The organism is Mycolicibacterium psychrotolerans (assembly GCF_010729305.1).
GTDB classification, from domain to species: domain Bacteria; phylum Actinomycetota; class Actinomycetes; order Mycobacteriales; family Mycobacteriaceae; genus Mycobacterium; species Mycobacterium psychrotolerans.
Genome location: NZ_AP022574.1, coordinates 4,967,412 through 4,992,621, shown reverse-complemented (window position 1 = coordinate 4,992,621; position 25,210 = coordinate 4,967,412). Strand labels below are relative to the sequence as shown.

Below are 25,210 nucleotides of genomic sequence, written 5' to 3'. Positions count from 1 at the left end.
AGGTCAGTCGGCGTGGTCATGATCACTGTGCCCGTCGTGCGACGGCTCCGGCGGCGCGACAGGGACAGCGACAGGTTCGGGTGAGAAGGGCACGGCCGGGGCGTCCGCAGTCTGCGGTTCGGGAGTGTGTGCGTGGTGCGCATCCGTGTGCCCCGCGTTCGGCCGGTGGTGACCCGGCTCTGCCATCGGGGGCGCATGGTGGCCGTGCCGCAACCCCGACACCACCCCGGCGGTGGAGGCCAGCGTGACGACCGCGACAGCGCCGAACAGGATCAGTGCGTTCGCGTACCCGGGAATCAGGTCCCCCCGGTGACTGCGATACCACGCCCAGCCGGCGCCCATCACGACGTAGATCTCTAGCAGCGCCGCGCACAGGTCCGCAGCCTGGACCACTTCGGCCACTCCGGCGTGGGGCCCGAACGGCGCTCCGGCTGTCCTGGTCAGCGCCCACAACGCAACCACTGCGAGGTTGATCATGATCCCGGCGGCCAGAACCGGCGCCGTCGCGCGACTGATCACCGCGTAGGCCCAGATCAGTTGCAGCACCGCGATCGTGACGAAGAACAACCCCGCCGGAACCCACTCCTGCCAGTGATTGGGGACCACGGCACCGTGAATGACCGCTGCACCGAGTGAAGCAAGCGCAGCGAGGCGGACCGCAAGCCCACCATCGGTCTTCGTCGCTGCCGTGGCTCTCACAGGTCGATGGTGTCAGCTCTGTGCCGAACGGTGGACTGTCCGACACCAGATCTCGGCCTGACTGAGATCGCTTCGTCATGCGCCGCCGCTCCCCAGTGCGGCACCAACAGCTGTGCAAGGGACCATCTGCTCTACATTTGCGCGCCTGCTGGGCGCATCCTGACCGAAGGCCATGACGTTGCCGGACCTCGCGGCCGGAAAGGACTGTCGCGATGATGTACGGAGACGGATGGATGTGGGGCTGGGGCGGCTGGGCTCTGATGTCGATCATGATGGTGCTGGTCTGGGCGCTCGTGATCGCCGGCATCGTACTCGCGATCCGGTTCCTCGGCGGCCCTCGCCAGAGCGCCGGGCGATCACATGGCTACCCGAAGTCGTCCGCCGAGGATCTCCTCGCAGAACGTTTCGCCAGAGGTGAGATCGACGAGGACGAGTACCGGCGCCGGGCGGCCCTGCTGCGGGAGCACCGGTGAGCATGCGTCGACGGCTCGCCCCCGCCGACTAGTGCATCGAGATGGCCGCGGTCAGCACGAGGCCGAAAACGACCGCGGGCGGTGCCATTCCGGCAATGAACCGAAGCCCGAATCGCCGCCCACCGGCGACGAAGGCCAGGATCGTCTTGACGAGCAGGTTCGAACCGAGCGCGGCCGCGATCGCGAGGAGCGCGGTGTCGGCGGTGACGTCGCCCCTGGCGGCGAGGCTGGCCGCAGCCACCGCTCCGGCGTGCGCGTCGGCGAGGCCCGCGGCGAACGCGGCAAGGATGGTGCCCTGGGGACCGAGGACATCGCCTCCCCAACGGCCGAGAAGCAGTGCGAACGTCAGTACCGCGGCGAGGATGAGGGCGGGCCGCAGAGCGAACGGTCGGCTTGCGGGCGCGCCGATTCCGCAGGCGCCGTCCGCGGTCCCGTCTCCATCACGACCGGCACGCCAATAGACGAACGCGGCAACACCGATGAGCACGATCGCTGCGGCCGCTACCGGTAACCACAGGCGACGCAGTACGTCGATGTCGATGAGGCCGATCACGATGAGCAACTGCACGAAAGTGGCCAGGCTCGCCAGAAGCGCACTCGCCAACGGGGCCCGCACGCTGCCGGTGGTCCGGCTGAGTCGGCCCATCGACGCGGTGGTCGCGGTGGCGGAGATGAACCCTCCGGCCAGGCCGGTGATCAGCAGGCCTCGCTCGGGACCGAGCGCGCGGACACCGATGTAACCGAGCCAGCCGATACCGGTGAGCAGTACGACGAGTAGCCACACTTTCGCCGGATTGAGCACACCGTATGGTCCGAGCGCCCGATCCGGAAGCAGCGGCAGGATCACGAATGCCACCGCCAAGAACTTGATCGCGTCCTCTAATTCGACCTCGCTCACGATGTCGCGTGCGAAGCGATGTATTCGCGTCTTCGACACGAGCAGACCCGCCACGATCACGGCGAGTGCCACAGCGAGGACCGGACGGCTGAAGGCGAGTGCGCCGAGCACGTAGGCGGTCAGCGCGGCGAGCGCTGTGGTCGTTCCCGGGTCGTCGCCGCTCACGCGGAAGTACGCGACGGTCATCAACGCGCTGACGCCTGCCAGTCCCAATGTCACGGCCCAGGGGTCGATACTGGCCGCGACCGCACCGACCAACGCCAGGAGCGCAAAGGAACGCGACCCGGCGGGAAGCTTGCGGCTGTGGCTGCGTTCGCGTTCCAGGCCGAGGAGCAACCCGACGGCGAGCGCCACCAGGAACGGTTGAATCTCCTGCCAGGCCATCACCTTTCCCTGTCAGCGGAGGGCTCGTGCGATCCGATCTGCAGCCCCACCGAGATGCCGCCAGATCGGGACCGCTCCGGCGTCACCGCGTCCCCGCCGCGGCGACGGACTGTGCGGAGGGCCGGGCAACCGTGATCTTGTAGATCTCGAACCAGGCGACCGCGACAATTCCGGCGCCGACCGCAATGCACCACTCGGTCGCCGTGAGCGCCCCGAAATTGAACAGGCCCCGCAGCGCCGGGATCGTCAACGTCGCCACCAGCAGCAGTGCGGCCCCGCCGAGAATCCACTTCAGCGTCGGGTTGCGACGTTCCCGGAACGTCTGCCACACGGGCAGCCGCCAGGATCGATTCACCAGGATCAGTGCCAGATTCCCCACGACGAGCGCGGCGAAGGTCACCGAGCGCGTCACCGAGTCGGGCCTTTCGGTGAGCACAGCCCACATGTACACCCCTGCGGTGGCGATGAGGAGCGAAAACCCCTGCAGTGCAGCGATTCCGAGAACTCTTGCGCTGAGCAACGGCGCCTTCGGGTCACGTGGCGGCACGTCCATGATCTTCGGATCGATCTGCTCGGCCTCGAAGACCACCGAACAGGCGGGGTCGATGATCAGCTCGAGAAAGGCGATCTGGACGGGCAGCAGGACCAGCGGCCAGTCGGTGACGAACAGCGGGATCAGTGACATACCGACGATCGGCAGGTGCACGGCGATCACGTAGGCCATCGCTTTGCGAAGGTTGTCGAAGATGCCGCGCCCTTGGCGCACCCCGCCCACGATCGAACTGAAATCGTCGTCGGTGATCACCAACGCGGCCGATTCGCGTGCCACATCAGTGCCGTGCGCACCCATCGCGATGCCGATGTCGGCCGCCCGCAGCGCTGGAGCGTCGTTGACCCCGTCGCCGGTCATCCCGACCACCTCGCCGTTGGACTGCAGCGCCCTCACCAGTTGGAGTTTCTGCTCGGGCACCATCCGTGCGAACACACTGACCGAGCGAACGCGGTCGGCCAACTCGTCCTCCGAGAGCTTTTCGAGTTCACGGCCGGTGATGCAGCCGGCGGTGTGGTCGAGACCGATGTCGCGCGCGATCGCCAGTGCCGTGCCGGGATAGTCTCCGGTGATCATGATCGTCCGGATCTTCGCCCTGCGGCACTCCGCAACGGCTTCGGCGACACCGGGTCTGATCGGATCCTGCAGGCCGACCAGGCCCAGCAGGTCGAAATCGAAGTCGTGGGGTCCTTCGGGGAGGGCTCTTGCGCTGTCGAACCGCGCGCACGCCACCGCCAGAACCCGATAACCGTCGGCGGTCGCCGCCTCCACCTGCTCGGTAAGCGCGGCGAGCCGCGCGGCGTCGAGGTGACAGAGGTCTGCGATGGCTTCGGGGGCGCCCTTGGCGGCGATGACGTAGTGGCCACCGTCGGGCGAGCGCCACACGTGCGAGAGGGCCAACAACTTTTCTGACAACGGGTATTCGCGTACGAGTCGCCAGTTCTCGTGCAGATGTGTCGTGCCCGAGAGGTATATGTCGCCCAGCTCCCTGAACGCCTTGTCCATCGGGTCGAAGGGGTCGACCGGCGAGGCGAGAACCGACATTTCCGCAATCGTGTGGAACTTCTCGGGCAGCGGTCCCGCGTCACATGTATGGGTCTGACCGTCGACGATCAGAGTGCGCACCGTCATCGTGTTCAACGTCAACGTTCCGGTCTTGTCCACGCACAGCACCGTGGCCGATCCGAGTGTCTCGATGACCGGAGGGCGGCGGGTGAGGACGTTCTTCTTCGACATACGCCAGGCGCCGACGGCCATGAAGACCGTCAGCACCACCGGGAACTCTTCAGGTAGCAGTGCCATCGCGGTCGCGATACCGGCGAGCGTGCCGGCAAGCCAGTTGCCGCGAGTGAGCCCGTAGACGATGACGACGGCGACTGCGGCGGCGACCCCGAGGGCGGCGAGAATGCCCACCAGTCGGTCGATTTCGCGTTGCAGTGCAGTTCGCTCGGGTTCGATGGTTCGCAGTGCCGCACCGATTTTTCCCAGTTCGGTTTCGGCGCCGGTGCCCTTGGCGACCGCGACGCCGTGTCCTTTGACGACGAGCGTGCCCGAGAACACCCACGGCGTCGCATCACCGCCGGGCCGGCCCATCGCCGCGCCCCTCTCGGAACGCTCGATCGCGACCTTCCGCACGGGTACGGACTCTCCGGTCAGCGCCGACTCGTCCACGGAGAAGCTCGCGCAGTCCACCAAGACGGCGTCTGCCGGTACCCGGTCGCCTTCGGCCAACATCAGCAGGTCGCCGCGCACCACATCTTTCCCGGCGACGCGCTTCTGCATTCCGTCGCGCACGACCAGCGCTCGCGGTGACGACAGATCGCGCAGTGCCTCCAGCGCCTTCCCTGTCTTGTGCTCCTGGTAGATCGAGATGGCGACGACCACGACGACGAACGCCATCAGCAACGCACCGTCAAGAGGTTCGGCAAGCAGGAAGTTGACCCCGCCTGCAGCGAGGAGCAGCAACAGCATCGGCTGACGTATGACATCCCAAGCTTCGCGAACGATGCTGCGACGCATCGCGGTCGGCAGCTCATTCGGCCCGTCCGCGGCCAATCGGCGAGCCGCCTGCTCCTCCGTCAGTCCGAGATCGGCCGGCTCTACCTCTACAGACATTGCCGATCACCCCACGAACCGATCGTGACGACCATCGACTACCTCCCCAGAGACCGGCCCTCCCCAAGTCGACCCTGCGCGCCGCCGACCGAGCAAGAGCCGAAAGTCATGGTCACTGGTGACGGCCGGACATATCCGGTGCGGTGACCGACTTTATGTCAGCCAAATTCACTGCACTTTCAGTGCGCTATGCTGCACTGCGTGGATGAGGTGGCTGCGAAGCTCGCGACGGCGATCGGTGCGCGGGTCCGGCAGGAGCGGCAACGGCGTGGGTGGACGCTGGATCAGCTCGCCGGTGCCGCATCGGTGAGCCGGCGCATGGTCGTCAGTGTGGAGCAGGGCGCGGTGAATCCCAGTGTGGGAACACTTCTTCGGCTCAGCGACGCGCTCGGGGTGGGATTGCCGGCACTCGTGGAACCGCCGGAGTCCAAGGCGGTGAAGGTGACCCGCCGCGGCGACGGAGCGCGACTGTGGACAGGGACCCACGGCGGACGCGGCGTCCTGGTCGCCGGGACATCGCCACCCCACGTGGTCGAGATGTGGGACTGGACGCTCGGCCCCGGTGACCGCCACACCAGCGAGGCGCATGTCGCCGGAACCCAGGAACTCCTCACCGTGATTGACGGACCGATCGCCGTCGAGGTGCAGGGACAGGCGACGGTGCTCGACACCGGCGACGCGATCGCCTTTCCCGGCGACGTCGATCACGGCTACGTCAACACCGGAACGGAGATCGCGAGGTTCGTCCTCACCGTCTTCGAACCGGGCGTCGGGAACGCTTCTGGGGACGCGCATCGTGGCTGAGGATTCGATGCTCACCGAGGCAGTGGAGGGCGCGCACGTCGAGGACGCCGTGTTCGATCTGCGTCCGGACTACCGGGCGGTGATGATCGCCGCCGGAGGCTTGCCACCCGGTCCGAGTGACGAGATCAGCGAGACGCTGCTGAAGGAGGCGGAATCGGTTGCGCGCGAGCGGCTCGGCGACCGGCCAGTGGAGGACATCGCGCACATCGCGGCGTGGCGGGACGCGTTCCGCGCGTTCGGCGCCAAGCCGCAGCGAACCCGCACCAGCGTGGAGGCACTGACCCGTCGCGTGGCCACCGGGCTTCCCCGGGTGAACCGCCTGACCGACATCTACAACGCCGTGTCGGTCAAGCATCAGCTTCCCGTTGGGGGAGAGGACCTTTCCCGCTACACCGGGCCGCCCCGACTGATCCGGGCAACCGGTGGGGAACCGTTCGACACCGTCGCCGACGGCGCCGACGTCGTCGAGCACCCCGAGGTGGGAGAGGTGGTGTGGTGCGATGACGTCGGCGTGACGTGCCGGCGCTGGAACTGGCGGCAGGCCCGCCGCACGCAGTTGAGCGAACACACCACGACGGCGTTGTTCATCTTCGACGCCCTGCACCCGATGACCGACCGCGAACTCCACGCCGCCGTCGACGAACTCGACGAGCACCTGCATCGACTCGGTCCGGCCGTCACCACCGTGCGGCGTCTCCTCACCCGGCCCTCCGACCCGCAGAAAGATCGACCATGCTGATACACCCGTGGGACGCGTCGCTGGACGCCACCGAATGGCAGGAATGGCTCACCACGACGGACCGCTTCGGGGTCCTCGCCGTCAACAACGTCGACCCGTCGCAGGCGCCCGTACTGATACCGACGCATTTCACCGTCGCCGGTGATGAGTTGCTCGTTCACCTGGCGCGGCCCAACCCGGTCTGGCGGCACCTCGAAGCCGCTGCCGAGGTCCGCCTCGCGGTGATCGGTGACTACGCCTACATCCCGACCTACTGGCGCGCCAAGGCGGGCGGCCCCGATGAGGACGGCGTGCCGACGAGCTACTACGCGAGCGTCCAGTTCGTCTGCCGGCCAACGATCGTCGACGATCCGGAAGGGAAGGCCGGGATCTTGAACGCCCAACTGGCCGACTTCCAGCCCGAGGGGCGACACGCAGAGGTGGCCGTCGACGAACCGCCGTACGGCCGCATGCTGAGCGGCATCCGCGGCGTCAGGCTGACGATCGTCGGCATCGACGCCAAGTTCAAGTACGACGACCGCAATCCCGCCGACCATCGCGAACGCGTCAGCGATGATCTCGAGCGGCGGGGCCGGGCGCTCGACGCGGGTGCCGCGGCGCAGCAGCGGCGACGGTTGGCGGCGATCGGTGAGTGGGATGAATTCCGCCAGCGTCCATGACACCCGGTGCCAGCGATCTACTCGCGGCCGTCGGGCTGGTCGTTGTTCTTCTGCGATCCCCAGCCGTGGACGCGATCGACCTCGATCACCGCACTGACGCGCGGCCTGTCCCGCTGCGGGTACTCCCGGCCGGTGTATTGCCGCGACAACGCGTCGATGTCGGCCAGGCCCTCGTCGTCGTACATGCGCACCACACGGCCGATCACCGTGACGTGGGTATACCAGTCCCCGTCATCGAGAACGGTCAGCGAGATCCGAGGGTCCTTCTCCAGGTGCTTGAGACGTACCCGTGCGCGATCCATGTTGACCAGGATCTGGTCGTCCCGCAGCAGGTACCACGTCGCGGCTGAGACCGGTTGGCCGTCGGAGCGCACCGTACTGATCACCGCGGGGTTGGCCTTGGCGAGCATCTCCTTGGCGGAATCTGACAACGGCGACATCGGGCTGTCCTCTCGGTCGGTGAGCGATGGGATCGCTGTACCCGCACTGCTCAGCCGACACACTTCAACGCCGCCACAGCGCAGGCTTCGTCGTCGGCGGCGCTCGCGCCGCTGACCCCGACTCCGCCGATGACGGTTCCCTCGACCCTGACAGGCACGCCGCCACCGAAGATGACGAACCGACCGCCGCCGTTGGCATGCAGCCCGAAGAGTTCTCCGCCCGGCGCTGCCAGTCTGGCGAGTTCGGAGGTGGCGATGCGGTTGGCGACCGCGGTGTACGCCTTGTCCACTGCCAGAACCGGTCCGGCGATCTCCGCGCCGTCCATCCGGCCGAACGCCACCAGGTTGCCGCCGGCGTCCACCACTGCGGCTGAAACCTGTATCGACCGGCGTTCGGCCTCGGCGTGCGCGGCGGCGATCATGCGCAGTGCCGTGGCGAGGTCGACCGTCATCGGGACACCATAGCGCCGTCGGTCACCGCAGGTTCTGGTCGAAGAACCTCGTCAGCGTGTCGAACGGGATCAACTCCGTGCGGTCGTAGAGGTCGACGTGACCGGCGCCGGGCACGATGACGAGTTCCTTGGGCTCCGCAGCCCGGGCGAAGGCGTCCTCACTGAAGTACCGCGAGTGCGCGTTCTCGCCGGCGATGAACAGCAGAGGTCGCGGGGAGATGGCCGCGATCTGCGCGAACGGGTAGTAGCCGTTCATCGGCGCCGTGCTGGTGAACGTGAACGCCGTTGTCGAGCGCGGATGTTCGCCTCGCGGAGTGCGGTAGTAGTCGTAGAACTCCCGGTCGATCGCAGAGGACTGGTCGGTGAGTTCGACCGGGGTGCCCGGCACCATCTGCCGCTCCGCACCGTCGAGCTCGGCCCAGCGCTGCTCGGCCGCGGCGGCGAGATTCTGCCGGCGCTGATCCTCCGGCACGCTGTCGGCCGGGCCCTGCCGCATGGCTCGGCCCATGTCGTACATGCTGACCGTGGCCAAAGCGCGGATGCGCGGGTCGACAGCGGCGGCGCTGAGCGAGAAGCTGCCGCTACCGCAGACCCCGATGACGCCGATCCGGTTCCGGTCGACCAACGCATGCGTTCCGAGGTAGTCGACGGCAGCGCTGAAATCCTCGGTGAACGCCTCTGGGGAGGCGATGTTGCGCGGCGATCCGCCGCTCTCGCCGCCGTAGGACGCGTCGAACGCCAGTGTGACGAAACCCCGTTCGGCCATCTGCTGGGCGTACAGCCCCGACGACTGTTCCTTGACGCCCCCGTAGGGGTGGCCGACGATGATCGCCGGGTGGGTCGCCGAGCGGTCGATGTTCTTCGGAACGTACAGGTCGCCGATCAGCGTGATGCCGAGGCGGTTGTCGAAGCGCACCTTCTCGCTGTCCACCGCGTCACTCTTGGGGAACGTCTTGTCCCACACATCGACTGCGGCGGAGTCGCTTCGCGGTGCCTCGCCGGCCGACGTGGTGCAACTCGTGAGCGAGCAGATGCTGACTGCGACCGCGGTGGCGCCGAGCACGCGGCGTAACAGGTTGTTCATGGTCGCAGCAGCACCTTCGTCGCTGCCCGGGTGTCCATGGCGCGGTAGCCGGCGGCGGCGTCGCCGAGGGGGAGTTCGAGGTCGAACACCCTGCCGGGGTTGATCGTCCGCTGCCAGATGCGCTCGATCAGGTCGGGCAGGAAGCGGCGCACCGGAGCCGGTCCGCCGTGCAGGTGGACGTGGGACATGAACAGCTCCTCACCGGGCAGCGTGACATCGTGGCTGACCCCGACGTAGCCGACGTGTCCGCCGGGCCGGGTGGAGCGGATCGCCTGCATCATCGCTTCCTGCGTTCCGACCGCCTCGATGACACTGTGGGCACCCAAGCCGTGGGTGAGTTCCTTGATCCGCTCGACGCCCGCATCGCCCCGTTCGGTGACGATGTCGGTGGCGCCGAACTCGCGGGCCAACTGCTGCCGGGCGTCATGGCGGCTCATCGCGATGATGCGTTCGGCGCCGAGTTCCCGGGCGGCCAGCACGGCGCACAGGCCCACCGCGCCGTCGCCGACGACGGCCACGGTCTTGCCGGGGCCGGCCTCGGCGGCGACCGCGCCGAACCAGCCGGTGCCCAGGACGTCGGAGGCGGCGAGGAAGTCGGGGACGAGGTCGTCTCCGGGCACGCCGGGTGTGGCGACGAGCGTGCCGTCGGCCAGCGGTACGCGCATCCGCTGTGCCTGTGCGCCGCCGCCGGTGCCGAGGATCTCGCGGTTGACACAGGACGTCTGGTAGCCGGCCCGGCAGATCTCGCAGGTGTTGTCCGACGCGAAGAATGAGCCGACGACGAACTGGCCGGGCGCGATGCTGGTGACGTCCGAGCCGACCTCTTCGACGATGCCGACGTACTCGTGGCCCATCGGGATGGGCTCGTCGACAGCGTCGGCGCCGCGGTAGGGCCACAGGTCGGACCCGCAGATGCAGGTGGCAGACAGCCGGATCACGGCATCGGTGGGTTTCTGGATGGTCGGATCGGGCCGGTCTTCGACCCTGACGTCGCCGGGGGCGTACATGACGGTGGCGAGCATGGGGACTCCTTTCGCTGGTTGATACCAGGTAACGCCCGTGGGGTCCGGCGGGGGAGTCACTGTCGAGAGGTGTACTCGGAGGGCATCCCTGGCCGGCCGTTGCGGACGTACCGTCGAAGGCATGGACAACCGAGCCGAGGTGCGTGAGTTCCTGACCTCGCGCAGGGCGAAGATCACGCCGCAACAGGCCGGCCTCCCCGTGGTCGGCCAACGCCGGGTCCCCGGGCTGCGGCGCGGGGAGGTCGCGTCGCTGGCCGGCGTCAGCATCGAGTACTACGCGAAGCTGGAACGCGGCGCACTGGGCGGAGTCTCGCCGTCGGTGCTCGACGCACTCGCCCGTGCACTGCACCTCGACGACGCCGAACGCGCGCACCTGTTCCACCTCGCCCACGCTGCGGACGGCACGAGCGCCGGCATGCGACCGCGGCGCCGGCCAGGGACGCGGTGGACCCCACGCCCCGCACTGCAATGGGTGCTCGACGGGATCCGGCCGCCGGCGATCATCCGCAACGGCCGAATGGACCTGCTCGCCACCAATCACCTCGGCCGCGCCATGCATTCGTCGCTGTACGAGCGAGAGCCGGGCAAGGTGCCCAACTTCGCCCGCTACACGTTCTTCGACGACGACGCCCGGCGCTTCTACTCCGATTGGGACACCGCTGCGGACACCTGCGTGGCGATCCTGCGCACCGAGGCGGGGCGGGATCCGTACGACAAGGACATGCACGACCTGGTCGGCGAATTATCGACCCGTAGTGCGGATTTCCGCCGCCGCTGGAGTTCTCACGACGTCCGCCTGCACGGTTCGGGCGTGAAACACTTCCACCACACCGTCGTCGGGAATCTGGAGCTGGCCTACGAGGGGGTCGAGATGGTCGCCGACCCCGGTCTCACCATGACGATCTACACCGCCGAGCCGGCGTCGCCGACTGCAAACGCACTGGATCTGTTGGCGTCGTGGGCAAGCACGGCGATCACGCCCGAATCGACCATGGCCCCATGACCTTCCGCCTGCACCGTCACCATCGACAGACAGGACACCCGATGAAGAAGACGATGTCTCTGGCAGTCCTGGTGACCGCCGCTGTGCCCCTGGGCCTCTGGAAGGCGAGCCCGTCGAGCGCCGACGGCGCCGGAGTGCAGATCTCACGGAACGACGAACGCCCGGCCGTGTCAGGCCCGGAGACCACGTTCACCGGTGACGTCTCGGTCAAGCTCCTCTTCGAACCGAATGGCAGCCGGACCGTCAGCTCCGCCGAGGTCTCGTTCACCCCGTGCGCACGCACCGCCTGGCACACCCATCCGGCCGGACAGACCCTCATCGTCACATCCGGCTCGGGCTGGGTTCAGGAATGGGGTGGCCGCGTCAGGACATCTCTGCCGGCGACGTCATCTGGACCGACCCCGGAGTCAAGCACTGGCACGGCGCGACGGCAGAGACGGCGATGACGCATATCGCCATCCAGGGTTTCGTCGACGGTCGGCCGGTCGACTGGATGGAACAGGTCAGCGACGCGCAGTACCTCCCTGGTCAGTAATCCCACATCGAGGGAACGCATCGGAAGACGTCGCCCGTCAATCCGGACTATGTTGACGCGGCAGATAATCGACTCGATGTTTTTCGGCGCACGAGCGGGGGTACCGCTGCCTCGGTGAGGGGCGGGAAGTCCACGAGCGGTGACCGGTGAGCGCCAGTCGGGAAGCCGAACTGCTCGCAGCACGCGACGACGCCGCACGGCTCGTGCGGGTCATCGTCGGCATCGGGTCCGACCTGGACCTGAGCGTGACCCTGCGCCGCATCGTCAGTGCCGCGATGGAACTCAGCGCCGCCCGCTCCGGAGCGCTGGGGGTCAAGGAGGCAGACGGAGCCTTGACGACTTTCGTGTGCCAGGGGATCGACGAGGACACCGCGCGCCAGTTGGTCGCCCTGCTGCCGGTCGGCGAGGGTGTGCGGCTCGGCGGGCTGTCTGTCCAGCAGCTCGATACGCGACTGTGGCTCGACGGGCTGCCGGTCCGTGCCGTGCTCGCGGTGCCGATCATGGTGCGCGGCAATGACTTCGGCGCGCTGTACTTGTTTGATGACCGGCCGGACCGGACGTTCTCCGTCGTCCAGGAGGATGCAGTGCGGGCGTTGGCGACAGCGGCCGCGGCGGCGATCGACAACGCGCGTTTGTTCGAGCGGGAGCGGGAAGCGGCGAAATGGACGAAGGCCAGTCGTGAGATCACCACCGCGCTGCTGTCCAGCGATCCGCAGACCGGCCCTTTACAGCTGATCGTCAGCCTGGCTCTGGAACTGGCCGACGCCGAACAGGCCATCCTGCTGGTCCCGAAGGAGCCCGACCTGCCCGCCGATCAGGTGGCGACCCTGGTGGTCGCCGCGACGGCGGGACGGTACGCCTCCGAGGTGATCGGACGCCAGGTGCCGATGGACGGGTCCACCACTGGCGGCGTGGCGCGCCGGGGCCTGCCACTGATCACCGACTCGTTCCAATACCCGATCGAAGGTTTCACCGATGTCGGGGATCGCTCGGCGATCGTCATGCCGCTGATCGCCGACGGCACCGTGCTCGGCGTGATCGCGGTCGCACGCCGCCCCCACCAACCGCGCTTCGACAACGACTACCTCGAGCTGGTCAGCGATTTCGCCCGGCACGCGGCGATCGCGCTGGCGCTGGCGGCCAGTCGCGAGCACGCGCTCAATCGCGAACTCGCCCAGGCCGACACGGTCGACGATGCGCTGAAGGCCGCCGTCGACGAGTTGCGCCGACTCTGGCGTGCGCGCCGGGTGCTGGCCGTAACGTTCGCCGATCAGCGCGCCGGTGCCGACGCCGTGCCCACCGTGGTCTGCGATGCCGGGCCCCTCCGATGGGATGACCTGACGTCCGACATGCAGCGCGAGCTCAGCTCCGTCCGGGACGGTGACCTTCTCGCCCCTGTGACCACGAAGCCCGGGGTCGCCGCGGTGGCGATGCAGCATCCCGACGGAGTGCTCGTCGTATGGATCGAGCTCGCCGGCCAGCGGCCCTTCACCCTCGAGGACCAGACGTTGCTCACCGTGCTCGCGGGGCGGCTCAGCCAGGGTCTGCAACACGTCCACCAAGTCGACCAGCAGCGGGAGACCGCGCTGGCGCTGCAGCACGCCATCCTGGGCCCCGACGACCTGCCGCGCGGATTCTTCGCCCGTTATCAGGCCGCCAGCCCCCCTCTGCAGGTCGGCGGGGATTGGTACGACGTCGTCGATCTCGAAGACGGACGCATCGCCATGATCGTCGGCGACTGCGTCGGGCATGGTCTGACGGCGGCCACGGTGATGGGTCAGGTGCGCAGCGCCTGCCGCGCGCTGTTGTTCGACAATCCCAGTCCGGCTGCCGCGCTGTCTCGGCTCGACCGGTTCGCGGCGCGGCTGCCCGGCGCGCAGTGCACCACCGCGGTGTGCGCGATCCTCGAAACGGGTACGGGCGAACTCGTGTACTCCAGCGCGGGGCATCCGCCGCCCATCCTGGTGTTCTCCGACGGAACGGCCGACATCCTCGAGGGGGGCCACACCATCGCCCTGGGAATTCGCACGGGCCACCATCGCCCCGAATCCCGGATCACGGTGCCCGCCGGCGCGACGTTGATGCTCTACACCGACGGTCTGGTCGAACGTCGCGGAAACACTCTGGACGACGGCATCTCTCGGGCAGTCGGCATGCTTGCCGAGCACCGCGATTCGGCCCTCGAGGACCTGGTCGACGTCATGATGTCGGGTCTGGCACCCGAGGGTGGGTACCACGACGACGTCGTGCTGTTGCTCTGCAAGCCGCCGGCACCGCTGGAACGGACGTTTCCCGCCCACCCCGCCCAGCTCGCCGGCGCCCGCACCGCGTTGCGGGACTGGTTGCGGCAGGTCGGAGTCGGCCAGAATCAAATCGTCGACCTGCTCGTCGCCACCGGGGAGGCCGTCGCGAACGCTATCGAGCACGGGCACCGTGACCGCCCTGAGGGCGGCGTGCAGTTGCATGCGGCCGTCTCGGCCGACAGGGTGCATGTGACCGTCACCGACAGCGGTGTGTGGAAAGTGCCATCGTCTGTGCCCGATCCGGTCCGTGGCCGAGGCGTCGCCTTGATGCGCCTGTTGATGGACGATGTCACCCTCGACCACGGCGCTTCCGGAACCACCGTTCATCTCACCGCGAGGATCCTCTGATGGCCACGTCGCTGACCGTCGACATCGCTGCCGACAACGAATGCCTGCGCTTCACCACGGCAGGCGAGATCGACCTGAGCAATATCGCCGCGTTCAAGCGGGCTCTCACCGACGCCGTCGCCGAGGCGACACGACGCTCCGTCCGGTTGCTCGTCGACCTGGCCGGGGTGACGTACCTCGACAGCGCCGCGATCAATGCGCTCTATGCGTCAGCCGACCGCGTCACCACGATCATCGCCCCGTCGCTGTTGAAGACGACCTTGCGTGTCAGCGGACTGGCGGAGGTCGTCCATGTCGAGGTGGCCTCCGGCACGTGACATCCACGCGTCGGACCCCGCCGGCTACCGCGTCAGGTCCCACTGTCCGAAGTCGGCGGCGAGGATGTCGTCGGTGTCCACATGGATGTCCCCGATCAGCGGGCCCGGTGTCGACGCGGTGTTGACGGCACTCTGGTAGAGCACCGCGGCCGGTTCGCGCGCGCCCTGGGACCACGCCTTGGTCTGCCACGCCCACCGGTGACCCGGAGTCGTCGAGTGCCCGATGACCCCGTCGCCGATCGCCCATCCGCACGCCAGCGCGTGGCCGTAGATTCCGGTGCGTTCAACGCCCAACACCGATCCGATCCCCCGAAACCATTCCACCGCAAGTGTTCTCCAAGCATCAGAGTCGATGTCCTCGTCGACGCTGAAGAAGATCGGCGCTGTGTCGGGTCCGCCCGCGGCGCCGTGCAGATGCAGAGCGGTCTGCGCATCGGCCACTCCGCCCGCGTACCCGCGGGTGAAATCTGACGGAGTGGGCCACCCGGGCTTGCCGTACTGGTAACAGCTGACGACGTGCAGGCCGGCCGCCCGCATCGTATCCGCGTACTCCCGCGTCACCGGCTTGAAGTCGAAGCCGGCGCCCGGCCGCACTTCCGAGACGTACACCAGCGCCCCCGCATAGCCGGCTGCCTTGATCTGATCCGGCGAGACCAACCGCTCGGTGAAGTCGATCAGCTGAGAGGGTTCGGCCGCCGCACTCGGCGCGACTGAGACGGGCACGGTCAGCAGCAGTGGCGTCGCAGCGGCGAGTCGGAGAGCCTGCCGACGCGAGATCATCACCCCGGCGATGGTAGGCGTTGTTGCCCCCGCGCGTCTGCGTTGGCACTCTCGATGAGGTGCCTTCCGGTTCTCCTGTCTTCCGCGCCACCCGCACGGCGCGGGTGGCGGTCGTGCTGGGCACCGCGGTGATCACGCTCGCGGCGCCGTCGGCGCCGGGGATGGAAGCCCGCGCTGCGGCCATCCGTGCTCCGCACACGGCGCCCGCCCACCCGGAGCCCAGCCGCCCCACCCCCGACATGCCCGCGGTCTCCGCACTCGTCAACGGCGCGGTCGCCGCACACCGACTTCCCGGTGCCGTGGTGCTCGTCGGTCATGACGGCCAGGTGGTGTTCCGGAGGGCGTACGGCGCGCGCACGCTCGCCGGCGACCCGGGCGTCGACGGAACACCGGCGCCCGCCGAGCCGATGACCGAGGACACCGTCTTCGACGTCGCGTCGCTGACGAAGGTCCTCGCTACGGCGACGGCCGTCATGCAGCTGTGCGAGCGCGACGCCGTGCGCCTCGACGATCCGGTGCAGGCCTATCTGCCCGCCTTCAACCCGGCGCACGATCCGCAACGCGCGCGGGTCACCCTGCGGATGTTGCTCACCCACACCTCCGGCGAACCGGGCGACGTCAACCTCGACGACCCCTGGGGACTGGCGCGGGCCGACAAGGCAGAAGGCTTGCGGCGCGCCCTGTCGGCGCCGCTGGAATCGGCTCCTGGGGCGCGTTTTCATTACTCCGACATCAACTTCCTTCTGCTCGGCGCCTTGATCGAGAGGATCACCGGTGAATCGCAGGACGGGTACGTACAGCGACACGTGTTCGCGCCGTTGGGGATGAGTGACACCCGATATCTGCCCACACAGGGTCCCTCGGCGCGCAACACCCGGCCGCTGGCGCGCATCGCGCCCACCCGCCGAGACGACGAGAGCGCAGGGGATCCCGCGGCCAATCCACACTTCGGTCAGCTTTTACGCGGCGTCGTCGACGATCCGACGGCCCGCCGCATGGGTGGCGTGGCCGGGCACGCCGGCGTGTTCTCCACCGCGCGCGACGTCGGCCTGTTCGCGCAGGCCCTTCTCGACCGGCTCGCCGGCCGCGAGAGTACGTTCCCGCTCTCGCGGGCGACACTGCAAGCGATGACGGCGCCCGCCCAGCCCGGCCACTCGCCGGGGCAACTCGAGGATGCCAAGCGCGCGGATCGCCAAACGCATTCCGCGGCAACGCTTGCCGTCGACCGATTGCTCGCTCCGCGGTATCCCGCCATCCGGGGACAGAACCTGCGCGGCCTCGGCTGGGACATCGACACCGGTTATTCCGTGCCGCGCGGCGCCGTCTTCGGTGTGGGCAGTTTCGGCCACACGGGTTTCACCGGCACGTCGCTGTGGATCGATCCCGCGTCGGACACCTATGTGGTGGTTCTCTCCAACGCGGTCCACGCCCCGGGCGGTCCGCCGATCTCGAGGCTTGCCGGCCAGGTCGCCACCGAGGTGGCCCGGGCGCTCGGCGTCGACAACGCCGGCCCGCGGCGGCCCTGAGCCGGCCTGGGCGGCCTACGGTGATCCGACGATCGCGTACAGCTTGACCGAGATCGCCGCCCGCGATCGCGTCACGCCACGTCATCGGCCACCCGGCTCGACCGGTTTGGACCGCTTTGCTGAACACACGCGCGGTCTTTCCCTGGCGTCAACGGTCTTTCCCTGGCGTCAATTTGCCCGGTCGCCATCGCGGCGCCGCATCGACGTGACTAACGTCATCTCCGCCGACTTCATACGGTGCATTGATCTTGTGCCAGGCCCCAGGATCGCGAAATCAAGCAGTTAACCACTGAGCTGTTAGATACGCGGCGGAGGTCGCCACTTATTGACGTTGCCGACGAAGTTGTGACGACGTCTGCGCTGCTAAGCCACGCGCGGGTGAAGCGCACCGTCCATCGCGTGGGGCGAGTTATCACGCACGTGACCATCATCTACTCTTTCGCTGAAGCGTAGAACTGTCGAATTCACCATTTTGCTGTGCGCGCCGTCATCAAGGCTCATATCCTGCTGCTGTCGCCGCACTGTCGGCCGCACCCCGACGACATCTCCAGGAGAACCGATGCGATTCAGCATGCGCAGAGCCGGCGTTGCCTGCGGGGCGATCCTCGCCACGGCGAGTGTCGCGGTCGCCTCGGCGACGCCCGCGTGGAGCAGTAGCACGGCACTGGTGATCGGTGGCATCGCGACGCCCTCGCTCAGCGACATCGTCATGGCTGAACTGCTCGGCGGAACGCTCGAGGGCCAGCCACGGGTGAGCGTGAACTGGCCCGCGCAGGCCGCGCCTTACACCGGGAGTAACAACCTCACCCTCGGTGCGTCGATCAACGTCGGCATCACCAACCTCAACGCCCAGATCGACGCGGCCCTGGGGCCGGCTGAGCACCGACGCCAACGGTCAGCCGATCAACGGTGAGAAGGTGACCGTGGTGGGCCTGTCCGCCGGCTCCCTCGTCGTCAACGAGGTCCTGCGCCAGATGGACGCCGATCCCGACGCGCCCGGCAAGAACGAGATCACCTTCATCGTGGTCGCCGACTCCAGCCGGCAGTCGCTGATCGACAAGGCCCGGTACGACCCGCGCTTCGACTACACCTACCAACCCGCACCCGAGACCAAGTACGACATCATCGTCGTCACGGGGAGTACGACGGAATGGCCGACTTCCCCGATCGGTGGTGGAACCTCCTCGCGGTCGCCAACGCCGTGGCGGGCTCGATCTTCGTCCACGTGCCCGTGATGTTCGCCGACCTGTCCACGGTGCCTGCAGAGAACATCGACGTGGACTTGGATACCAAGGGCGGCATCACAACTCACTATCTCGTACCCACCGAGAAGTTGCCGCTCGTACGACTGTTTCCGTCCCTGGCATCCCGCGAGGCAGAGCTCAAAGCCGCGATCGACGCCGGATACAGCCGCAACGATCCCGCGCCCGCCGGCAAGCTGGCGTCACTGGTGACCGGCCTTCCCGCGATTGTCAATGAACCGGCCCCGCAGGCCGACGCGCCGACGGAGCCCGACCAGGGTGTGCAGCCGGTCGAGACGGCAGCCGACGAGGAGACACCCGCCGACGAGACCACCACCGCCGACGAGGAGCCACCCGCCGACGAGACCGCACCCGACGACGAGGCCACACCCGGTGACGCGGCAGCGACGGACACCGAGGGCGAAGACGGTGACGGCGCCGAGAACGGAGACGACTCCGCCGACACCCGCGATGACGAGGATCCGGCCGACAGCGAGGTCACCCCCGTCGGTGACCCCACGGATGACGCCGATGATGCTGCCGCAAAGGCGGTCACCGATCCCGGCAGTGCGGAGACGTCGGAAGGCGCGGACATCCCGGAGGTGTCGAAGCCCGCATCGTAGTCCGCCCTGCGATGGACTGATTGCCAACGCACGCTGTGACTTTTGGCCCTAACTGCACTGCGTCGGGCGACGTAGCAAGGACGTATGAGCAACGGAGTTCAGGTCCCCGAGATCATCGATGTCGACGTCACCACCCACGGTGACCTTCCCGGCGCGGCCGATTACGCGCGGAAGAAGATCGGGGAGTTGGGGCGGCTCTCGCACCGTCCGGTGCTCTACGCCCGCGTGAGGCTGAGCAGGCACCACGACCCCGCGGTCGAGTCGCCGGTCGTCGCCCAGGCCAATCTCGATGTCAACGGCCGGCTGGTCCGCGCCCAGGTGCACGCCGCCACCGCGCAGGAGGCCATCGACCTGCTCGAGGCGCGCCTGCGACGGCGGCTCGAACACGTTGCCGAACACTTCGACGTGCGTCGGAGGGACCGGCTCGAAGGCGGGAGGTCCTGGCGGCAGGAGTCGCGGCCGGCCCAGCGGCTCAATCATTTTCAGCGCGCCACCGAAAGGCGCGTCATCCGGCGCAAGTCGTTCACCATGACGCCGTGCACCATCGACGATGCCATCGCCGAGATGGAGCTGCTGGACTACGACTTCCACCTGTTCACCGAGAAGGGTTCCGGCACCGTCGGGGTGCTCTATCGCAGCGAACCCACGGGATATCGGCTGGCACTGGTGGCTCCCTCGGTGGCGGACGAGCTGGCGCCGTTCTCCCACGCCGTCACCGTGAGCCCGCACCCGCCGCCGTGCCTGCGCGAGCAGGACGCCCCTGAGCGACTGCGGCTGCTTGGATTGCCGTTCCTGTTCTTCATCGACGCCGCCGCGGGCCGGGCCGGCGTGCTCTACCACCGCTACGACGGCCACTTCGGCCTGGTCACCCCGGCCGGGTGACGGCGCCGAATCCGGGCGCAGGTGAGGGTCTTTCGGCCCTGCACTGATGACCAACGCCCCGCGAACCGTCCGGCAGGAATCCCTAGCGTTGAGTCATCGGGCCCGGACCGCACCGGCGCCGCGGGCAAGGAGGAAGAGATGACATCGACACCGTCGGTTCACCACGGGTCCGGTCACTACGGCATCGTCGTCGCGGTGGACGGTTCGTCCGCCTCGCGCGCGGCGGCGGAATGGGCGGCCCGCGACGCGGCGCTGCGACACCTGCCGCTGGCCATCGTGCACGTCCAGCCGTCGGAAGAGATCGGTCCCTGGCTGGATCTGCCGATCACCGACGACTACCTGGCCGACCTCGACCGCCATGCGGCCAAGGTCGTCGCGGACACCCGTGAAGTCGTCACCGCGACCTTGGCCGAGTCCAGGCCGGTCCGCGTGGAGCAGCGGGTGCTGTCCGGACCCAAGATGCCCGCGCTGATCGACATGAGCAAGGACGCCGAGTTGATGGTCGTCGGTTGTCGCGGTCTGGGCGGGCTGCAGGGAATGCTGCTGGGTTCGACCAGTTCGGCGCTGGCTCACCACGCGCACTGCCCGGTGGCGATCGTGCACGAGGAGGAACCTGTCCTCTACCGCAACGACGCGCCGGTGGCCGTCGGTATCGACGGCTCTCCGGCGAGCGAGTTGGCGACGGCGATCGCGTTCGACGAGGCGTCCCGGCGCGGTGTGAGCCTGCTGGCGATCCACACGTGGATGAACAGCGGCGACTTCTACGTCGACGTGGCCCGCGAGGACCTGGCCGAGCAGGCCGAGGAGGAACTCGCCCAACGCCTCGCCGGCTGGTGCGAGCGCTATCCCGACGTGAGGGTCCGGCGCGTCGTCGGTCAAGACAACCCCGCCCATCACCTGGTGGAGGAGTCGCGCCACGCCCAGCTGCTCGTCGTGGGCAGCCACGGCCGGGGCGGATTCGCGGGCCTGCTGCTCGGGTCGGTCAGCTGGACTGTCGCCCAGGCCGCGCGCATCCCGGTCATCGTGGCCAGACGGTCCTGAGACGGCTGAGCACGCAAGTCACCGGCGTTCCGGGTCTTTAGACCCTCTGCACGGCGACCGCGAAACGACATCCTGAAATAGACCGGATCCATGTTCAGCCAGGGGGCTTTGACACCGATGAGCTCGCACTTCCCGGACGCCGAGACGTTGCGGTCAGCTCTGATGCTGGCCGTGCGGGCTCCGTCGGTGCACAACTCCCAGCCGTGGGACTGGCGGGTCGGCGAGGGCAGCATTCACCTGTATGCCAATCCCGATCTGGCGCTGCCGCACACCGATCCCGATGCCCGCGACCTGATGCTCAGTTGCGGGGCGTCACTGAATCACGCGCAGATCGCGCTGGCCGCGCTGGGCTGGCAGGCCAAGGTGCACCGCCTCCCCAATCCGGCTGAGCCGCACCATCTCGCCGTCCTCGAACTGCGCCCGTACCCGCCGGCCGAGATGGACATCGCGCTGGCCGCGGCGATCCCGCGGCGGCGCACCGACCGCCGCAGCTACAGCTCGTGGCCGGTGCCGAGGGGCGACATCGCGATGATGGGTGCGCGGGCGGCCCGTGCGGGAGTGATGTTGCGCCAGTTCGACGAACTGACCACGCTCAAGCGTCGCGTGATGGATGCCGAGTGGCGGCACAACAACGATCCTGGCTACCTCGCCGAACTGGCCACCTGGAGCGGACGGTACGGATCCACCGCAGGCGTGCCCGCACGCAGTGCGCCCCGCCCGGATCCGGCCGCGGTGATTCCCGCCCGATCCTTTGCGGGCGCGGTGCTCAAGCAGCCCGACGGCACTCAACCGTCGGAGGACAACGCCGCGGTCATCGCCCTCGGCACGGTCGCCGACGACCGGGTGTCGCAGCTGCGTGCCGGAGAGGCGACCAGCCTCGTGCTGCTGACTGCCACGGCGGCGGGATTGGCGAGTTGCCCGATCACCGGGCCGCTGGAGATCCCCGACATCAGGGCCGCGGTGGGGGAGGACGTGTTCGGGTCGGAAGGCCACGCGCAGATGTTGCTGCGAATCGGGTGGGCGCCCGTCAACGCCGATCCGCTGCCGAGTACGCCGCGCCGCCCGCTGGGTGAGGTGCTCACCCGGCTCGACGGCCACCCTCTGGACTGACCGGGAATGCGATACGGAGTCACCATGCACACCAACAACTTCGGTCTCACCGTCTGGACGCGGCGACTCCGGGCCCATCATCCGCTGGTACGCGTCAGCGATCGCGTCGAGGCGGCGTGCCTGTTGTTGATCGTCGTGGTGGCGTTGCTGGCCGTGCCCGTCGCCGGCGCGGCGGGAACGGCCGTGCACGACGATCTCTCCCGCACCTTCGCCACCCAGCGTGCAGAACGGCAGCAGATCGAGGCGACCGTGACCCGCGACAGCAGGGCGACGGCGCAGGCCTACGACAACCCCTACCTCTCGCCGGTCCAGTGGCAGTTCAACGGCACCACCCGCATCGACGACATGCGCACCGCGAAGCTGAAAGCCGGTGACCACGTGACGATCTGGGTCGACCGGGGCGGCAACCGCCGGGCCGCGCCGCCCACCGACCGGGATGCGGCCGTGCAGGCGGTCATCGCCGCGCTGTCGGTGTGGTCCCTGGCGGTCGGGCTGGCCGTCGCCGGATGGGCCGTGCTCCGGATGCGGCTCGATCGAGGTCGCTACGCCGACTGGGACCGTGAACTCGGCGGGCTCGCCGACAACGGCGGCCGGACCAACAACAACGCCTGAACAGTGTCCGACGCCATGCTGTCCCACGAGCCGCGCACCGTCGTCGTCGGTGTCGACGGCTCGCACGCCGCGCTGAACGCCGTCCGGTGGGCGGCCGCCGAGGCTGTCGACCGTGGCCTGCCTCTGCGCATCGTGCACGCGATGGCTTCGGGGGCGGACCCCGACGGTGTCACCGACGCGGTGCTCCTGGAGGCTCAGGACATCGCCCGTATCGGCGCCGAAAGTGTTCGTCCGCAACCTGTCCGAGTCATCGGCCGGCCCGGGGACGTCCTACTGCGGGAGTCGGGACGTGCGGCGATGGTGTGCATCGGGGCCAAGCCGCGCCGGGCCGCCGACGAACCGGTGATCGGGCACACGGTGGCCGCGCTGGCGCGCGGCTCGGCGTGCCCGGTGGCTGTGATCCGAAGCCGACCCGACGGGACGGCGCACACCGACGGGGTGATCTCGGTGGTGCTGTCCGACGAAGCCGGCAACGACGACGTCGTCCACCTGGCGATGCACGAGGGCCGGCTGCGGGGGCGCACAGTACGGCAGATCGACCGGCGGGCCGACAGCTGGGTGCGCCGCTATCCGGACGTGCACGTGGAGATCGTCGCGGCCGGTTCAGGTCATCACTATGGCTGTCAGACACGCGGTCACGACGACGTCGCGCTGGCCGTCGTCGGCGCCGCCGACGCGGACGCGCTACCGACCCTGACGATGCCGAACGGTCATCCGATCCTGGGCTACCCCAACTGTTCGCTGCTGCTGGTGCGGCACTGAGGCTCGCACAGCAGGACGTCGAATCCGAGATCGCCGGGCGTACCCTGCTGCGGCGGACCGACCAGCTCGGCAATGGCCTCGGCGCGCTCATGAGGAACCACCACGAGCCGGATCGAACGGACGTGCCGGGCGAGATAGATGACGAAGCTGCCGGGCACCGCCACGGCCTGGATGTCCAAGCCCGGGAAGCGGACCCGCCATTCGGTCAGACGGCGATCCAGTCGTCGGCGCGCCAGCCGGTTCCCGTCGGCGACCGCGCCGGCATCGTGGATGTCGGTGTAGCGCGAGGGCCAGGTAGTGACCACCCGCAGCGCGCAGCGTCGCAGCAGCGCCTCCTCGACCCCTCGCCGTAACGTCTCCTGTGCTGCCGGATCGTCACCGACTTCGACCACCACCCAGCCCGACTCGAGTCCGGCGGGATGGATGATCGCCAACGGGCAGTGCGCCGAGGTCGCCAGCGCCGCCGCGGTCGAACCCATCCGGGTCAGACCGCCGTGGGTGAGCCCGACCGAGCCGACGCAGAGCATCCGCGCGTCGCGCGACGCGGTGCGCAGGGCGCGTACCGCGGAGTCGCGCACGATCTCGGCCTCCAGTTCGACCGGCCGCTCCATCGCCTCCACACGGGCGCACGCCGACTGTACGGCGCTTTCGGCGGCGGCCAGATGGTGTGCGGCTTCATCAGGCGGCAGAGCGAATACCAGGCGCAGGGCGATGTCCCGACTCACCGCCTCCTCGACCGCCCACACCGCCGCGTCGGTGGCCGAGTCCGAGCCGTCGATGCCGACGACGACGGCAGCAGGTGTCGCCATGGCTCACACCGCGAACTCGAGGACATCGTCCAGGCGACGTCGTGGTGTCGGTGGCTCGACATCATCGTGGCCGGGCGCCACCCCGACGCGGACGACCACCTGCGGGTGGCCACGGTGCCCGATCAGCTCCGCGAGGATCTCCCGGCTGGCGGGCACCTCGGTGAGGTGGGTCAGCGGGCACGTCGCGAGTCCCGCCATCGTCGCGTCCAGCAGTACCGCGGAGAGCACCTCGCCACATCGCAGCACGCTGTGCCGGTTGTCGTCGTAGGTGGACAGCACCACGACTTCCGCGTGGTCCTCGGCAAGCTCGGCCCGCCGGTCGTCGTGCCGGACGGTGGGAAAGCGCCGGCCGATGTCCACCCGTTCGCTTTCCCCTGCGGTGAGCAGCGAGCTGGCCGGAATCCCCTCGGCAACAGCGACATCGCTTGTCCACCCGAGAAGCTCGGCGTGATACGACGAGTCGTAGAGGCGAGCCGAGACCGTCAGAGCGGAGGCGTCGGCCAGGTGACGGCGCGCCTCGCGTGAGATCGCGTCGATGCGGACGTCGCGGCCCTCGTCCTCGGCAAGCCGCCCCAGAACGGCGTCCCACTGCGGGGGCGCGGCGAACGGCAACCGATCGGTGTGCCTGCGCAGAATGGCGTCGGCGCGCTGACGGTGTCCATCGGTGACGAAATCCATCGGATCGCACCCGATCGTCGCCACGTGATCGAGGTTGTTGGGATTGGGGAAACTCTCGACGTAGGTCATCCACCCCGCCACGGCCATGGCCACCCGGAAGTGGTCGAGGACGGCGCCGCAGGCGATCAGCACCTCCCGCCCACTGGTGTCGGTGCGGGCCGGTGCCCGATCCGGATCGGCGAAGAGCTCGATACCCGCCGCATCGACGACCCACCGCCACGGCTGGCTGTTGTACAACGACGGTGCGCGGCAGGCCAGCCACACGGCATCGCTGATCACCTCGGGGTCCACGCCGATGTCGCGCATTCGCGCCCTCCGTTT

Annotated in this window: 26 protein-coding genes and 1 pseudogene; 16 read left to right on the top strand and 11 right to left on the bottom strand. The window is 68.5% G+C overall.

The window, feature by feature from the left end; all coding sequences use genetic code 11:
- Positions 1 to 3: 3 nt before the first annotated feature.
- Positions 4 to 699 carry a hypothetical protein gene (locus G6N45_RS24165; protein WP_163725813.1) on the bottom strand — a complete coding sequence of 232 codons (696 nt, stop codon included), beginning with the start codon at positions 697 to 699 and terminating at the stop codon, positions 4 to 6.
- A gap of 212 nt (positions 700 to 911) precedes the next feature.
- Here G6N45_RS24165 and G6N45_RS24160 point away from each other — a divergent pair, with 212 nt between their 5' ends.
- On the top strand, positions 912 to 1,172 hold the full coding sequence (locus G6N45_RS24160) for an SHOCT domain-containing protein (protein WP_197746853.1): 261 nt from the start codon (positions 912 to 914) through the stop codon (positions 1,170 to 1,172).
- A 28-nt stretch (positions 1,173 to 1,200) separates the two neighbouring features.
- Here G6N45_RS24160 and G6N45_RS24155 read toward each other — a convergent pair whose 3' ends face one another.
- Entirely contained in the window at positions 1,201 to 2,454 is a 1,254-nt protein-coding gene (locus tag G6N45_RS24155; protein ID WP_163725811.1) for an MgtC/SapB family protein, read from the bottom strand.
- A gap of 82 nt (positions 2,455 to 2,536) precedes the next feature.
- On the bottom strand, positions 2,537 to 5,119 hold the full coding sequence (locus G6N45_RS24150) for a cation-translocating P-type ATPase (protein WP_163725809.1): 2,583 nt from the start codon (positions 5,117 to 5,119) through the stop codon (positions 2,537 to 2,539).
- A gap of 201 nt (positions 5,120 to 5,320) precedes the next feature.
- Here G6N45_RS24150 and G6N45_RS24145 point away from each other — a divergent pair, with 201 nt between their 5' ends.
- Genes G6N45_RS24145 through G6N45_RS24135 form a run of 3 tightly spaced genes read left to right on the top strand, consistent with a single transcriptional unit; the run spans position 5,321 to position 7,321 of the window.
- Complete coding sequence (locus G6N45_RS24145) at positions 5,321 to 5,923, top strand: helix-turn-helix domain-containing protein (protein ID WP_197746852.1); 603 nt, start codon at positions 5,321 to 5,323, stop codon at positions 5,921 to 5,923.
- On the top strand, positions 5,916 to 6,662 hold the full coding sequence (locus tag G6N45_RS24140) for a B3/B4 domain-containing protein (protein ID WP_197746851.1): 747 nt from the start codon (positions 5,916 to 5,918) through the stop codon (positions 6,660 to 6,662). Before G6N45_RS24145 ends, G6N45_RS24140 begins: the two co-directional genes overlap by 8 nt.
- On the top strand, positions 6,656 to 7,321 hold the full coding sequence (locus G6N45_RS24135) for an FMN-binding negative transcriptional regulator (RefSeq protein WP_163725805.1): 666 nt from the start codon (positions 6,656 to 6,658) through the stop codon (positions 7,319 to 7,321). Before G6N45_RS24140 ends, G6N45_RS24135 begins: the two co-directional genes overlap by 7 nt.
- 17 nt (positions 7,322 to 7,338) lie before the next feature.
- Here G6N45_RS24135 and G6N45_RS24130 read toward each other — a convergent pair whose 3' ends face one another.
- The 4 genes from G6N45_RS24130 to G6N45_RS24115 are packed head-to-tail and all read right to left on the bottom strand — an operon-like array spanning position 7,339 to position 10,319.
- Positions 7,339 to 7,761, bottom strand: coding sequence for a PPOX class F420-dependent oxidoreductase (locus tag G6N45_RS24130; RefSeq protein WP_163725803.1), 423 nt, complete (start codon positions 7,759 to 7,761; stop codon positions 7,339 to 7,341).
- 50 nt (positions 7,762 to 7,811) lie between these two features.
- Complete coding sequence (locus G6N45_RS24125) at positions 7,812 to 8,213, bottom strand: GlcG/HbpS family heme-binding protein (RefSeq protein WP_163725800.1); 402 nt, start codon at positions 8,211 to 8,213, stop codon at positions 7,812 to 7,814.
- A 22-nt stretch (positions 8,214 to 8,235) separates the two neighbouring features.
- Complete coding sequence (locus G6N45_RS24120; protein WP_163725798.1) at positions 8,236 to 9,297, bottom strand: alpha/beta hydrolase; 1,062 nt, start codon at positions 9,295 to 9,297, stop codon at positions 8,236 to 8,238.
- Positions 9,294 to 10,319 carry a zinc-dependent alcohol dehydrogenase family protein gene (locus tag G6N45_RS24115; protein ID WP_163725796.1) on the bottom strand — a complete coding sequence of 342 codons (1,026 nt, stop codon included), beginning with the start codon at positions 10,317 to 10,319 and terminating at the stop codon, positions 9,294 to 9,296. The genes G6N45_RS24120 and G6N45_RS24115 overlap by 4 nt, the downstream gene beginning before the upstream one ends.
- A gap of 121 nt (positions 10,320 to 10,440) precedes the next feature.
- Here G6N45_RS24115 and G6N45_RS24110 point away from each other — a divergent pair, with 121 nt between their 5' ends.
- The 4 genes from G6N45_RS24110 (at position 10,441) to G6N45_RS24095 (ending at position 14,825) form a co-directional block, all read left to right on the top strand.
- Positions 10,441 to 11,322, top strand: a complete 882-nt coding sequence (locus tag G6N45_RS24110; protein WP_163725794.1) for a helix-turn-helix transcriptional regulator — start codon at positions 10,441 to 10,443, stop codon at positions 11,320 to 11,322.
- Positions 11,323 to 11,671: 349 nt separating this feature from the next.
- Complete coding sequence (locus G6N45_RS28145; protein WP_246228779.1) at positions 11,672 to 11,857, top strand: cupin domain-containing protein; 186 nt, start codon at positions 11,672 to 11,674, stop codon at positions 11,855 to 11,857.
- Between the two features lie 146 nt (positions 11,858 to 12,003).
- Positions 12,004 to 14,508, top strand: coding sequence for a SpoIIE family protein phosphatase (locus G6N45_RS24100; protein ID WP_163725792.1), 2,505 nt, complete (start codon positions 12,004 to 12,006; stop codon positions 14,506 to 14,508).
- Positions 14,508 to 14,825, top strand: coding sequence for an STAS domain-containing protein (locus G6N45_RS24095; RefSeq protein ID WP_163725790.1), 318 nt, complete (start codon positions 14,508 to 14,510; stop codon positions 14,823 to 14,825). Before G6N45_RS24100 ends, G6N45_RS24095 begins: the two co-directional genes overlap by 1 nt.
- A gap of 24 nt (positions 14,826 to 14,849) precedes the next feature.
- Here G6N45_RS24095 and G6N45_RS24090 read toward each other — a convergent pair whose 3' ends face one another.
- Positions 14,850 to 15,605, bottom strand: a complete 756-nt coding sequence (locus G6N45_RS24090; protein WP_163729000.1) for a DUF1906 domain-containing protein — start codon at positions 15,603 to 15,605, stop codon at positions 14,850 to 14,852.
- A gap of 161 nt (positions 15,606 to 15,766) precedes the next feature.
- Between G6N45_RS24090 and G6N45_RS24085 the strand changes: the two genes are divergently transcribed.
- On the top strand, positions 15,767 to 17,131 hold the full coding sequence (locus tag G6N45_RS24085) for a serine hydrolase domain-containing protein (protein ID WP_163728997.1): 1,365 nt from the start codon (positions 15,767 to 15,769) through the stop codon (positions 17,129 to 17,131).
- A gap of 363 nt (positions 17,132 to 17,494) precedes the next feature.
- Here G6N45_RS24085 and G6N45_RS28140 read toward each other — a convergent pair whose 3' ends face one another.
- The gene (locus G6N45_RS28140) at positions 17,495 to 17,842 is read right to left on the bottom strand and encodes a hypothetical protein (protein ID WP_246229236.1); all 348 of its coding nucleotides are present in this window, start codon (positions 17,840 to 17,842) and stop codon (positions 17,495 to 17,497) included.
- Between G6N45_RS28140 and G6N45_RS28330 the strand changes: the two genes are divergently transcribed.
- The 7 genes and pseudogenes from G6N45_RS28330 to G6N45_RS24055 all read left to right on the top strand — a co-directional run bounded on the left by G6N45_RS28330 (position 17,841) and on the right by G6N45_RS24055 (position 23,402).
- The gene (locus tag G6N45_RS28330) at positions 17,841 to 18,044 is read left to right on the top strand and encodes an alpha/beta hydrolase family protein (protein WP_264061007.1); all 204 of its coding nucleotides are present in this window, start codon (positions 17,841 to 17,843) and stop codon (positions 18,042 to 18,044) included. The genes G6N45_RS28140 and G6N45_RS28330 overlap by 2 nt on opposite strands.
- A 4-nt stretch (positions 18,045 to 18,048) precedes the next feature.
- Positions 18,049 to 18,995: pseudogene (locus G6N45_RS28320) on the top strand (PE-PPE domain-containing protein).
- 84 nt (positions 18,996 to 19,079) lie between these two features.
- Positions 19,080 to 19,877: a sigma 54 modulation/S30EA ribosomal C-terminal domain-containing protein gene (locus G6N45_RS24075; protein WP_163725788.1), complete on the top strand. Its 798-nt coding sequence runs from the start codon at positions 19,080 to 19,082 to the stop codon at positions 19,875 to 19,877.
- Between the two features lie 138 nt (positions 19,878 to 20,015).
- Positions 20,016 to 20,918, top strand: coding sequence for a universal stress protein (locus tag G6N45_RS24070; protein WP_163725785.1), 903 nt, complete (start codon positions 20,016 to 20,018; stop codon positions 20,916 to 20,918).
- A gap of 117 nt (positions 20,919 to 21,035) precedes the next feature.
- A complete protein-coding gene (locus G6N45_RS24065; protein WP_163725783.1) occupies positions 21,036 to 22,028 on the top strand; it encodes an Acg family FMN-binding oxidoreductase in 993 nt (330 codons plus the stop codon).
- A gap of 24 nt (positions 22,029 to 22,052) precedes the next feature.
- Positions 22,053 to 22,640: an Rv1733c family protein gene (locus tag G6N45_RS24060; protein WP_163725779.1), complete on the top strand. Its 588-nt coding sequence runs from the start codon at positions 22,053 to 22,055 to the stop codon at positions 22,638 to 22,640.
- A gap of 15 nt (positions 22,641 to 22,655) precedes the next feature.
- Positions 22,656 to 23,402: a universal stress protein gene (locus G6N45_RS24055; RefSeq protein WP_179965232.1), complete on the top strand. Its 747-nt coding sequence runs from the start codon at positions 22,656 to 22,658 to the stop codon at positions 23,400 to 23,402.
- Here G6N45_RS24055 and G6N45_RS24050 read toward each other — a convergent pair.
- On the bottom strand, positions 23,366 to 24,211 hold the full coding sequence (locus tag G6N45_RS24050) for a universal stress protein (RefSeq protein ID WP_163725773.1): 846 nt from the start codon (positions 24,209 to 24,211) through the stop codon (positions 23,366 to 23,368). The two genes, G6N45_RS24055 and G6N45_RS24050, sit on opposite strands and share 37 nt — an antisense overlap.
- A 3-nt stretch (positions 24,212 to 24,214) precedes the next feature.
- On the bottom strand, positions 24,215 to 25,195 hold the full coding sequence (locus G6N45_RS24045; RefSeq protein WP_163725770.1) for an Acg family FMN-binding oxidoreductase: 981 nt from the start codon (positions 25,193 to 25,195) through the stop codon (positions 24,215 to 24,217).
- Between the last annotated feature and the right edge of the window lie 15 nt (positions 25,196 to 25,210).